This is a genomic window from Methanoculleus taiwanensis, from assembly GCF_004102725.1.
In the GTDB taxonomy this organism is placed as follows: domain Archaea; phylum Halobacteriota; class Methanomicrobia; order Methanomicrobiales; family Methanoculleaceae; genus Methanoculleus_A; species Methanoculleus_A taiwanensis.
The window spans coordinates 314,107-325,845 of record NZ_LHQS01000001.1 but is presented as its reverse complement, the minus strand read 5'-3'; the positions used below and the strand labels follow the sequence as shown (position 1 = coordinate 325,845).

Here is an 11,739-nt window from a genome sequence, read left to right as displayed (position 1 = left end):
AACACATGTGGCTTTTATAAAAACTTAATCCTTATTGGTGTAGCGCTGGTAGAGCCGGTTTGCGATATTTTCAATGCGCCCTCTATCCTCGAGCCCGTCCGTGAGATCAGGCCGGAATACTCCCTTTCCATATTTTGCTCCGGCGTATGCACCACAGATGAGCGCGATCGTATCGGTGTTGCCGCCGACGTTCGAGGCCGTGGAGAGGAGGTCGTCGACATCGGTGATCCGGCTTGCGAGGAAGAAGGCGAGCGGTACGGTCTGGTGGACGGTGACGTCGTTGCCGAGTACCGAGAGCGCACTCTCGAGGCTGATCCCCTCCCGCTCTATCCGGAGGGCGTCGCGGATCTTATTGCCGAGGACGGCATCCTCGAACATGGCGTTTCTCCGGGCAAGCTCGAGGGCATCGGGGTACCCGCGTATGGTATAGTGGATCAGCATGGCGACGGTGACCGCTCCTGCGTGAGCGGCCGGGTGGGTGTGGGTGATGCTGCATGCCGTGACCACCCGTTCAGTGACCTCGACGGGGTCGTCGTAGAGCAGGGCGAACGGAATCCCGATACTGACGCACCCGGAAGTGTTCGAGTTCACCCCGCTGTTCATGGGGCCTTTTAAGAGGAGGTGCTCGCATGCCGCACCGACGGAGCCGTCTGCGAATCGCATCTCCCCTTTCATATACATCCGTGCGAGATTCGCGGCGTAGGCCTCGTCCGTGTACGTCCCGTCGGCGAGCAGCTCCGCAACCATGAGCATCATCTGGGTATCATCGGTGAACTGCCCGGGTTTCAAGCCGGCGTTCGGGTGTCCCCGCCATGCACGCCGGTATCCTCCTCCGAGCCGCTGGAGGCTCGGCGGGCCGCTCTCACCCGCCATCCCGAGCGCGTCACCGATCGCGGCCCCCAGCAGACAGCCTTTGAACTGATCCAGCATGGATAGTATCTCTCTTGCGGGAGGGAGATAAGGGTTATTGTGCCGGCGGGACGGCCTGGAGCGTGCTGATGGCCACGGCCGTACCCGGGGAGGGGGCGGCCACTCACCGTTCTGAAACAGGGCAGAATTGCCGCCATTTTCCGATTCTACTGGTGGCTTCCGGGAGCGGATCCCGGCACAGGCAGTTCGCGGCGATAGTCAGCCCGATTCCTGAAATACGGAAGGATCGTGAGGCCATATCGACCATATGAGGGGCAGGTAATTTTTCGAGGAATCCATGCCCGACCTTGTGATCGGTCGTCTGCGGGCATCTGTGCGGGTCGAAATGCCGGCGGATCTGCGCCGGATTGCTGACATTTAAGCATTTCTTAACCAGAACGGCAATTCCCGTCCCCGTGCACCTGGCCGGCGGCTCTCGTCCGGAGGGCGGCGGAAAGGAATGTTACAAGAGCCCAGCAGCGAGACCGTTCACTTCACGGCCGCATCCTCTCGAGGGTGACCGTGGCGTTTGCCCCCAGGTGAAACGTAGGTGCCGATATCGCGGATCTCGAGGGAGATACCCGATGTTTCCGACGCTCCGCCAGCGTCCGAAACAACACCCCGGAAGGAGACCACCTTGTCGTCGTTTTGATAGTCCTCGTCCGGGTTGACAGGGGCGTAGCACGTTCCGTCTACCGCCCGAATGACGTATGTGCTGCCGTTGACGCGAGCGACAGTCCCGAAATCCTCGACGGATCCTCCGCCCGGGCAGCGGTCACCGGATCTCCAGTCTGCTCGGCACCTCGGCCGTCACCCTGACACTCGGAGCGGCCCTCCTCGCCGCGTTCTTCCGTGGGTATACCGTGCAGGGCGCAAGCACCCTCCGCGATCCCCTGCTCCTCTTCGCCGGCGAGGCGTTCCTCTTCGTGACGTTCACACTCTGGTACCTGGTGCTCCGGCGGCTCCGGAAGGGAAGATAGGCTACCTGAAAGCGGCGAACAGCCCCACGAACTGCTCCGCAAGGTCGAGGTCGCGTATCTCCCCGTGAGCAAGCCAGGCGTACTCGTCGTGCTCGGGGCTGAGCCTGACCTCCTCGGTGTCGACGTCGCACGCGAGGATCAGGTAGGCGATCCGTTTGTCGGGCAGATCGAGCTCCCCGGCACCGGCGACCTCCGTGAGCACAACGTGCATCCCGGTCTCCTCGTAGACCTCCCGCCGGAGAGCACGGTCGAAAGTCTCGCCGGGGTCGGGTTTGCCGCCGGGGAGATCCCACTTCCCCGGATTGATCTCGTCGTCGGGAGAACGTTTCAGGAGCAGCACCTTCCCCTCGCGGTTCCGGATCACTGCCGATACTGCGAGATACCACAGTTTTTCGAGCATGAAAGAGAGGTGGCGTTGCCGGCGTAATAACTCTGCTCATCCCGATGGCATCGAGCAGAACCGTAATGGGTGATCGGAGCGCACCTTTGAGGAACAACAGACGGAGTGCAACGGCATGGACGGGATGATCACGGAGTTTCTGACGGTGGCGGATCGGATATTCATCCTCGTCCTTCTGATCGCGGCGGGTTACATCGCCCTCGCCGCAGGCATCCTCGACCGGCACTCGACCGGGCGGATCTCGGCGCTGCTCATCAACGTCACGATCCCTGCCCTGATCATCGTCTCGATGCAGGTGCCCTTCTCTCCTGACCGCCTCGCCGATACCGAAGAACTGCTCCTTCTGAGCGGGGGGCTCTACCTCCTCTCGTTCGCCGTCGCCTACCTCACATCAAGAGCGCTCTCCCGCGAGGCTGCGGAGAAGGGAGTCTTCCAGTTCGCCGTCGTCTTCGGCAACGTCGGTTTCATGGGATTCCCCGTCATCGGGGCCATCTACGGTGCCGAAGCCCTCTTCTTCGTCGCCATCTTCAACCTGCTCTTCAACATCCTCGTCTTCTCGGTCGGGATAGCGATGATGACGGAGGGGCGGCGGGAGGGGTTCGACCCGAAGATGCTGTTAAATCCCGGTATCGCCGCATCGGTGATCGGGTTTCTCCTCTTCCTCTGGTCGATTGAGATCCCCCCGCCCTTCATCGACTCGCTCGCGATCCTCGGCGACGTGACGACACCGCTTGCCATGATCGTCGTCGGGGCACTGCTCGCCACCTTCCCGGCGCGGGAGATGGTCGGGAGCTGGCGCACCGCCGCCGTCAGTGTCATCAGGCTCCTCATGGTGCCGGTCGTATTCTGGTTCATCGCCCGGCCCTTCGTCTCGGACCCGCTCATTCTCGGCGTCCTGATCACCCTCGCCGCGATGCCGGTCGCCGCAAATACCGTCATCTTCGCCGAGCAGTACGGTTCCGACTCGCGCCTCGCCTCGCAGGTCGTCTTCGTCTCGACGATCGGGTCGCTCCTGACGATCCCGCTGATCACGACGGTGCTCGTCTGAACCTACCAGGCGACCGTCCTGAGGGTCGCAAGGGCGAAGACCAGCCCGCCGAGGCTCGTGTTGATGTAGGGGAGATACCAGTAGACCCGCTCGATGGAGAGGCTCTGCCGCATCAGGAGGGCGAGGGGAATGGCGGGGTAGACCAGCACCAGCAGACTGAGCGGGCTCGCGCCGGAGAGCCATACAACGATGGCGGCGAGGCCTGACCAGAACGCGAGGCAGAGGAGAAGCGAACGGCGTTCCCGCAGGAGAACCGCCGTAGTCGTCAACCCTGCGGCCTCGTCGTAGCCAATGTCGGGGATGGCGGAGAAGAGGTGCATCGCCGCGATGTGGAGAAATCCAGCGAGAACCAGGAGGAGCGGCGGGAAGACCCCGCTCGAGAGGTAGTAGCCAAGGATCCCTGGCATAATATACAGCATGTTCGACGAAAAGTCGAGGGACGGCACCTCCTTGAACCGGAGGGGAGGCGCACTGTAGAAGTAGGAGAGGAAGAGGAACGAGAGGAGAAGCGCCTGCCCGACGGCATCGAGCCAGAAGAGCAGCAAAACGCTGATCCCGCCCGAGAGCCCGATGAGGATGAACAGGTCCCGGCCGTCCGCCTGACTCAGACGATACTCCTTTACGTCCTTCTTCGGGTTAAACCGGTCGGTCTCCTGATCCCACCAGTCGTTCACCCCGTAAATGAAGATGTTGGCGGGGAGGAAGAAATAGAGCAAGAAAAGGATGTATTCGGGCGCAAAGAAGGCCGTCCAGGAGTCCATCCCGAGCGCATACCCAACGACGTAGGTGCCGCCGGTGTAGATCCAGAAACGGAAGCGCGATATGCGCCAGGCGAGCGAGAGGAGTTGCAAAACCACGGTTCTTCACATCTCATGTCTTCAGAGCATTGTAGGTGGCGCCGGATACGATACGCATCACCGACGGCTTCACCTTCCGGCAGTAGACGATGGCGGGGTCCCGGTCTATGGTCATGGCGGTCCACCGGTACATATCCGAAGCGGTCTTTATGGGGATCAGATACCGGCGGGGTATAAACCGAAACCCGCTCTCCGCCTGCTCCTGCCACTCCCGGTACCGCCCGATCTGGGACGCGATAAACGCCGCGAAACGCTCCCGGTCTCGGCAGGCGGAGGCCTCCGAAAGGTCGTCCAGATTGAACATGTCCATCTCTTCCCGGGGAAAATAGGTTCTGCCCATGGCGAGGTCTTCGGCGATGTCGCGGATGAAGTTGATGTACTGCATCGCCCGCCCGAGGTTCCGTGCGGCCGTATGCGATTTGGGGGGGAGATCGAGGATCTGCGCCATCATGAGCCCGATCACCTCGGACGAGCCGTAGAGGTACACCTCCAGGTCGTGAATCGTCCGATACGAGTCGACCGTGATATCCTTCTCCATGGAATGGAGAAACGCCTCCGTCCATGCCGGATCGAACTGTTTCCGTCGGGAAAGATCGACGAACGAATCGACTATCACATCCCCTGTCGCCTCCCCGGCGGCCGCCGATGCATAGCGGTCGACAAAAGTATGGAACTCCTCGACCTGCTGCGGCACCGCATCCACGTAGTCGTCAGCCGTACGTACGAAGCTGTAGAGCGCAAAGACGTCCTCTTTGACCGACGGCGGGAAGAAGAGCGTCGAGTAGAAGTAGGTCTTGCTCCCGCGTTTGAAGATGGCGTAGAGTGTTCTGTCGATCACGGTACACCTCACCGATACTGGTTGGTCACCTCGCGGGCGACGATCTGGGACGATATCAGGGTCATCGGCACACCGATGCCGGGATGGGTGTACTGCCCGGTATAGTAGAGATTGCCGATGTGCTTGCTCCGGTGTGCAGGACGCCAGAGCGCCGTCTGCCAGAGCGTATGGGTGAGCCCGAGTGCGGTGCCTTTGTAGGCGTTGTACCGCTCGGCAAAGTCGGATAGGGCAAATATTCTTTTGACGACGACCGAGTCGCGGATATTTTCACCGAGAATCTCTTCCAGGCGGTTCATGAGAAGCTGATAGAACTGTTCGCGCAGAGCCGGCGTATCCTCAAGCCCGGGAGCCAGGGGAGCCAGGAGAAAGAGTGTGTCGGTGCCCTCCGGCGCAGCGGTCGGATCGGTCCGCGAGGGGACGTTGACGTAGAACGAAGGGTGCGACGGCCAGGCGGCCTTCGCGGGGTCGAAGATCGCCTCGAAGCTATCCTCCCAGTCCTGCTCCAGGAAGAGGTTGTGATGCACCAGACTCGCCACTTCACGGTTCACGCCGAGGTAGGCGACGAACGCAGACGGTGCCAGGACTTTTTTCTCCCAGTAGGAGGCGGAGTACGACCGCGTGTCCTTCCCAAGGAGGTTTAGTTCCGCGAAGGGATAGTCTGCGTTGACCGCGACGATATCGGCATCGTAGGAACCAGCGGGGGTGACGACGCGACGGGCAGTCTTATGCTCAACATCGATCGCGGTCACCGGCTCGTTGTACCGGTACTCGACTCCAAGCTCCCGACCGAGAGAAACCAGTGCCTGCACCACCGCCCTGATGCCCCCTTCAGGATACCACACCCCCATGGTCAGGTCGATATGCGACATGATCTGGTAGAACGAAGGAGTGTTCCGGGGCGAGCCGCCGAGGAAACCGATGGCGTACTGCACGATCTTCCTGGCCTCGTCGCTCTCGAAATGGTTCCGGACAAGGGTCTCCAGGCTCTCGAAGGGGTTTAGTTTCATTCCCTCGAGCAGGAGCCGCCTGTCGAACAGATCGAGGATCGTCCGGTAGTCCCGGTAGAGCAGATCGCTCATAGTAAGATCGTACTTCTCCCCCGACTCCCGAAGGTACTCCTTCAGTTTCTCTGCCCCTCCCGGTTCAAATGAGTCAAAGAGGGCGTAGTTCTTCTCGAGATCTGCCGAGACGTCGACAGTCTCTTCACCGCCGAAGAAGACCCGGTACGAGGGATCCAGCCTGACGAGCCGGAAGAAATCTTCGGGACGCCGGTCGAACTCGGCGAAGAACCGCTCGAAGACGTCGGGCATCAGGTACCAGGACGGCCCCATATCGAAGGTAAAGCCGTTCTCCCGGTAGACACTCGCCCGCCCCCCGGGCTGTTCGTTCTTCTCGATGACCGTGACGTCAAAACCCTTCTTTGCAAGAAGGGCAGCAACGGAGAGACCCCCAAATCCCGCGCCAACAATTACAGCCCGCATTACAACTCCCCCCAAGGAACGAAAACGATTGAAAGATCACGAATCTTTCATATAAACTTTCGCGTTGCGACAAGAACCGGGAACGTGCATTGCCGGAGATGGCTGCCGATCGGTACGAAACAGGGGTATTCCCGGTGCGGGACACCCGAGTAGGCAGCACGGCACTATCTCCGGAAGGGAGCGTCTCTGAAGATAACCAGGCAGGTCGCCAGGAACAGTGCCGCCCCGAGAAACGACGGTATGACGAGGCCATTCTGCGTAAGGTAACCGGCCCAGAACGCCAGAATGAGCAGGAGACTGCTCGCCACCATGCCGGGAGCCGGCCGGCCGGACGAGAGGTTCCTTCCGGCGATCAGCAGTACGAGCGCGACGTAGACCACACCGGTCAGCACCCAGCCCGCGAAGTTCGAGGCCGGAACACCGTAGTAGACTCCCCCGTCCATCCAGACCCAGAGGCCGGCGTGCACGGCCGCCGGGTCGATGACGAGGTCGATGAGGAGAAGGAAGAGAGCCCCTGCCGGAATCAGCCGATACCATGCGGTGCCGACGGCGGTGCTGGCGAGGGTCACCGCCCCGAGCAGCATCGGCAGGTACGCAAAGGCAACCGTCCAGGGCACCAGATCGAAGAGCGGGTAGCCGAGGTGCGGCGAGTAGGTGAACCTGCCGTACGGGATGCCGGTGGCGACGGCGTACGCCTCGACGGCCAGCGGCAGCAGGCTGAGCAGAACAAGGAGGGTAATGCCTCTCGCCGCCCCGAGCCATCGTATAACCGCGACGTAGGAGGGAAGGGCGAGCCCGAGCAGAAAGAGCACCGATACGGCGGCCGGCATGTCGGGCGCATCGAAGCGCACCACCAGGTATCCGGCGAGAAAGAGGAGCAGGGCAGCGAAGAGGAGCATCCTCCGACCGGTGAGTCGCATGCGCAGGGAACGGCGGCAGCGGGGATAAATATATCCGGGAACCCGGCAGGGAGGGACTAAACCCGCTGCAGCGCCCGCATAAACCGGTTCCGGATATCGGCCGGAGAATACGGGATGTTCGGTACCGGTGCGTTGCCGGGTTTTATAATCACGTGCAGGAAGGTCGGGCCTTCTCCCCGCGTCTCCCATGCCTCCCGGAGCTCATCCGGCGTATGTACTTTCACGGTATTCCTGATACCGGCAGCGATGGCGACGAGTTCCATGTCCACCTGGGCATAGGCGTTCGTCGGCTGGTTGCCGGTGCTGCCGAAGGCGCCGTTGTCCAGGCAGACGACGGTGAGATTCCCGGGGGACTCGGCCGCCACCACCGGGAGGACGGCTGTCCCGAGCAGGCTGCCATCGCCGTCGAGCACCACCACGTCGCGATCGGTTTTCAGGGAGAGACCGAGGCCGATCGGCGTCGCCTGAGTGTAGCTTCCGAGCATGTAGAAGTTCTCGGGCCGGTCACGGACGGCGTAGAGCTCCTTTGACGGAACACCGATGTTCGAGACCACTGCTTCGTCTCCGAGAAGCGCAGCGATCACCCGGATAGCATCGTACCGGGTCATCTCGGGCTCGCGGATCTTCCGGTGGTATTCGAGCAGGGATTCCCGGCTCCGGGGCGGGAGCGGTCGCTCCGCGGCCGGGCAGGCTTCCACCGCCCCCTCCCAGAAGGCTGGCGAGATAAGCGCTACATGTGGACGCATCTCCCCATAGGCGTTCTCGATGACGGCGTCGATAAGATCCTCCTCTCTCTCGTCGCGGATGATCGTGTAGGGAATGCCAAGTGCCTCGAGCACGCCGGGAACCGCACGGTTGAACGGGATCTGGGCGGGGATCACCTCTTTGTAGACACCCCGCCAGCTCGCGAGGATAGGGAGCGGGAGATCGAAGGTCACCGTCAGGGACATGATAGCATTCAAAGAGTTCCCAAGCCCCGAACTCTGCATATGGAGCACCGGACGCCCCCCGGCGAGGACGAGTCCGGCAGAGATCCCGACGCCGTCCTCCTCCCGGGTCAGATCGACCGTGTGGAATCGCCCCGGAAAGAGTGTGCAGAGATCCTGCGTCCTGTCGCAGGGGAGGGATACCACCGTATCGACTCCCTGACCCGCGAGACGGTCAAGGACACAGGTCTCACGCATGGGAGGCCACCCACCCGGCGATCTCCCCCCGCACTTCCCCCTCGATCCGGGCTCCGGCGGGGAGGCGGAGGAACGGTTCGATACGGTGTTGTTCGTGATCCTCCCGGACGCGATCGTAACCGCCGCCGGTGATGTTGAGGAGGACGACCTTTCCGGGATCGATGCTGCCCTCTTCAACCGCCCGGACGAGCGAACCGACCGCGACGGCGGCGGCCGGATCGAGATCGATCCCCTCCAGCCCGGAAAAGAGCGCACCGGCAGCCCGTGCCTCGTCGTTCGTGACCGCATACATCTTTCCGGCGGTCGCGACGAGTGCGTCATACACTCCGCCCTTCACGCCGTAAGGCGGCTCGCGGTTCGTGAGGACGTCGGCAGAGACCGACGCGATTGCCGCCTCCGCATCGGGCATATCAGCAGGAACGATACGGTCGCGCCCGCCCTCCCATGCCCGCACCATCGGGATGAAGGGGGCGTTCTGGGATAGGTGCAGCTCGGGCCGGTGGGTTCCGAACCGCCCGTCGCCGACCAGCCGTTCAGCCGCCTCCCACGCAGCAATCCCGCCGGTTCCGCTCCCGACGGCCTGGAAGTAGTAGTCGGGCAGCCTGCCTGCAGCCAGCGTGCCGTCGAGCAGCGTCGTCCCCATCCCGTCACGCCGGGCGACGTTCCGCGCCCCACCCTCGGCGATGATGCCAGGGACGGTGCAGACCTGCCTCCCAAGTTCGATAGCGTCGGTGTAATCGCCCTCGACCGTGATCAGGCAGACATTTTCCGCCTTTTCAGTCGTCCAGATGCGATCGGCGTTCTCCGCCGGGACGACGACGACGACCGGCACCCCGGTCAGTGCCGAGATCTGGCAGAACGCCCGTCCCGTGTTGCCTGCCGAGGAGATCTGCAGAACACCACTGCCTTTTTCCTGCAGGCGGAGGTACGTCGGCTGAGCCTCGAGTTCCTTGAACGAGCAGGTCAGGATGTTGCCCCCCCGTTCCGGCCAGTACCCGGAAAATGTCACGATGAGGTGCGCAAGATCGAGTTCCTTCGCAAACGCATCGCTCCGGTAGGAGATTGGCCCCGCATCGAGCGGGAGCGAGTGTTCGACCGGAAGCCAGTCGATGTAGCGGAAGATCCCGGGGAGTTCTTTGATATCGAGCTGCCGAGTGTGGTAGTACGTCCGGATCAGCGCACGGCACCCCATCGGGCAGTCGAGGGTGTAGTGGTCGTCGAACGAGACCCAGCACCCGGGGCATTCGAGCCGGTACTTCTCCGTCACGGCCGCCCACCTCCGGTGAGCCGGAAATGCCCCGCCAGGATCTGCTCTTTGAGGTCGCTACAGATCTCTTCGGCCCTCCGGCGGCTGGACTGCCGGAGCATGATCGGAACCTTCCGGCCGCGAACCCGGAGAGCGCCGTAATCACCCTCGAAAGCGCCACCCGGGCAGACGGAGATACAGGTGCCGCAGTCGAGGCAGCGGTCGCGGTCGATCCCCTTCCCCTTCGAGAAGGCTCCCGTCGGGCAGGTTTCGCCGGCGGCGCAGGCGGAACAGTCCTCGCACCAGTCGGGGTAGTACTGCACGCATGTCCCGGCCTTCTCCCAGACCTCCCCGTAGGTACTCTCGCCGAGAACCTTCCGGTCATTGATGTCGGCGATCGGGAGGGGTATCTCCCCGTCGAGGACGGAGAGCATGGCGATCTGCCGGTCGTCGAGCACCGGGATCGGGGCGGCGATGCTGATGAAGCACTCCGGGGATACCGACGTCCGAAAGCCGCCGAGGTACTGTGGCTGCATCCCGGTCATATCGGCACTGACGGAGAGGTTCGGTTTCTCGGGGCTGCTCCGCGTCCCTTCCCCGAGAACAATTCCCGCCGCACCGTTGAGCAGGATTGGCGAACCCGTCAGAATGGAGAGCCGGGCAGGATCGTTCTGCAGGGGGTTTATCTCACCGCAGCCGCTCACCGAGACCTCGCGGCAGGGGCCGGTAAGCCCCCGCACCGAGAAGATCGTGGCGACGGTCGTCGGCCGGCGGTTCACGAACGCCGTGTAATTTTTAAACGCGCTCCGTGTCGTGAACATCCGGGCGAAGGGGAGGTCGCCGAGCGTGACCGTCGCCTCGAAACTCTGGTCTTTCGCCTCGACGACGACCTCAACCGGGTTTCCCGCGACGATATCACGGAGGAGGTGGCCGCCGCCGTAGTCCATCCCGGCGTGGGCTGTGCCCGAGACGATGAGGTCGACGAGACCGAGCCGCTCGTTCGGGCAGGGGCCGGGGAAACACGGCACGCCGTTGAGCCAGATCTTCTCCGCCCGCTCGAAACTCCCCGGGGGAGCGACCGGCACCGAGAGGATGGCTGCGGTGCCCGAGACTACCCCGCAGGTTCCGGTGGTCACCACGTCGACCTCGGCCGCCAAGAGCGTCTCTCCTTCACGGACGAGCGCCTTGAACTCGGCGGCGGTACAGACGACCGCCTCGCCCTTCCAGATCTTCTCCTCGATCTCCTGAATCGTCTTCATAGCAACCTGACATCCTCCACCCGCACGTGGAGCCCGTACGATCTGCCAAGGATCATGTTGACGACCCCCGTGTGCGCCAGATTCATCATGCAGTACCCGGGCAGAAACCGCTGCCGCATCCCGAACACCGGTTCCCGGAGAACCGGCCGGGCGATTCCCTCAAAGCCAACCATGTGGTAGGCCTCCAGATCCTTAAACTCTGCGCCCCGGGATGCCTGCGGCCCGACGACAAAGCAGGTGAGAAGCCCCGATACGGGGCTTGCATGAATGACCTGGAGGACGTGCTGAACCGGGCAGCCCGCGCCAGTCGGCCTCCCGACGACAATGTCGCCCTCGCGGATATCCCAGGCCTCGACGAGGTCGGGGCGGAACGGGAGGACGATCTTCCTCGCGGAGACCTCACCGGGGAACGGTTCGAGGATGAAGTCGTAACTCCTACCGAGGATATCCCGCTCCGGGTGCCGCGTCTCCGGGGCCGACCCGGGTAAGACCTTCGCTTCCTCGTAGAAGATACAATCGGCACGCTCCCGTTTCCCGGTCCTGGCCAGAGCGAGGAACGCCTCGCAGGTCGGGGCGCCGCAGGCTCCGCAGTCTTTTCCCGGGGGTTTCCATGCCAT

The 11,739-nt window shown here is 62.7% G+C and carries 11 protein-coding genes; 1 reads left to right on the top strand and 10 read right to left on the bottom strand.

The window, feature by feature from the left end:
- Positions 1–24: 24 nt before the first annotated feature.
- The gene (locus ABH15_RS01695) at positions 25–930 is read right to left on the bottom strand and encodes an ADP-ribosylglycohydrolase family protein (protein ID WP_128692633.1); all 906 of its coding nucleotides are present in this window, start codon (positions 928–930) and stop codon (positions 25–27) included.
- A gap of 960 nt (positions 931–1,890) precedes the next feature.
- Complete coding sequence (locus ABH15_RS01690) at positions 1,891–2,289, bottom strand: NUDIX hydrolase (RefSeq protein WP_128692632.1); 399 nt, start codon at positions 2,287–2,289, stop codon at positions 1,891–1,893.
- Positions 2,290–2,404: 115 nt separating this feature from the next.
- On the opposite strand from ABH15_RS01690, the gene ABH15_RS01685 reads away from it, so the two are divergent.
- Positions 2,405–3,337, top strand: a complete 933-nt coding sequence (locus tag ABH15_RS01685; RefSeq protein WP_241647970.1) for an AEC family transporter — start codon at positions 2,405–2,407, stop codon at positions 3,335–3,337.
- Between the two features lie 2 nt (positions 3,338–3,339).
- Here the strand turns inward: ABH15_RS01685 and ABH15_RS01680 are convergent, their stop codons facing one another.
- The 8 genes from ABH15_RS01680 to ABH15_RS01645 form a co-directional block, all read right to left on the bottom strand.
- Positions 3,340–4,194, bottom strand: a complete 855-nt coding sequence (locus ABH15_RS01680) for a prenyltransferase (protein WP_128692631.1) — start codon at positions 4,192–4,194, stop codon at positions 3,340–3,342.
- Positions 4,195–4,207: 13 nt separating this feature from the next.
- A complete protein-coding gene (locus tag ABH15_RS01675) occupies positions 4,208–5,032 on the bottom strand; it encodes a phytoene/squalene synthase family protein (RefSeq protein WP_128692630.1) in 825 nt (274 codons plus the stop codon).
- Between the two features lie 8 nt (positions 5,033–5,040).
- On the bottom strand, positions 5,041–6,513 hold the full coding sequence (locus ABH15_RS01670; RefSeq protein WP_128692629.1) for a phytoene desaturase family protein: 1,473 nt from the start codon (positions 6,511–6,513) through the stop codon (positions 5,041–5,043).
- Between the two features lie 164 nt (positions 6,514–6,677).
- Complete coding sequence (locus ABH15_RS01665) at positions 6,678–7,433, bottom strand: carotenoid biosynthesis protein (RefSeq protein WP_128692628.1); 756 nt, start codon at positions 7,431–7,433, stop codon at positions 6,678–6,680.
- Between the two features lie 56 nt (positions 7,434–7,489).
- Positions 7,490–8,617 carry a sulfopyruvate decarboxylase subunit beta gene (comE, locus tag ABH15_RS01660; RefSeq protein WP_128692627.1) on the bottom strand — a complete coding sequence of 376 codons (1,128 nt, stop codon included), beginning with the start codon at positions 8,615–8,617 and terminating at the stop codon, positions 7,490–7,492.
- The gene (locus ABH15_RS01655; protein ID WP_128692626.1) at positions 8,610–9,884 is read right to left on the bottom strand and encodes a cysteate synthase; all 1,275 of its coding nucleotides are present in this window, start codon (positions 9,882–9,884) and stop codon (positions 8,610–8,612) included. Before ABH15_RS01655 ends, comE begins: the two co-directional genes overlap by 8 nt.
- Positions 9,881–11,122, bottom strand: a complete 1,242-nt coding sequence (locus ABH15_RS01650; RefSeq protein ID WP_128692625.1) for a methanogenesis marker 16 metalloprotein — start codon at positions 11,120–11,122, stop codon at positions 9,881–9,883. The genes ABH15_RS01655 and ABH15_RS01650 overlap by 4 nt, the downstream gene beginning before the upstream one ends.
- The gene (locus ABH15_RS01645) at positions 11,119–11,739 is read right to left on the bottom strand and encodes a (Fe-S)-binding protein (protein WP_128692624.1); all 621 of its coding nucleotides are present in this window, start codon (positions 11,737–11,739) and stop codon (positions 11,119–11,121) included. The genes ABH15_RS01650 and ABH15_RS01645 overlap by 4 nt, the downstream gene beginning before the upstream one ends.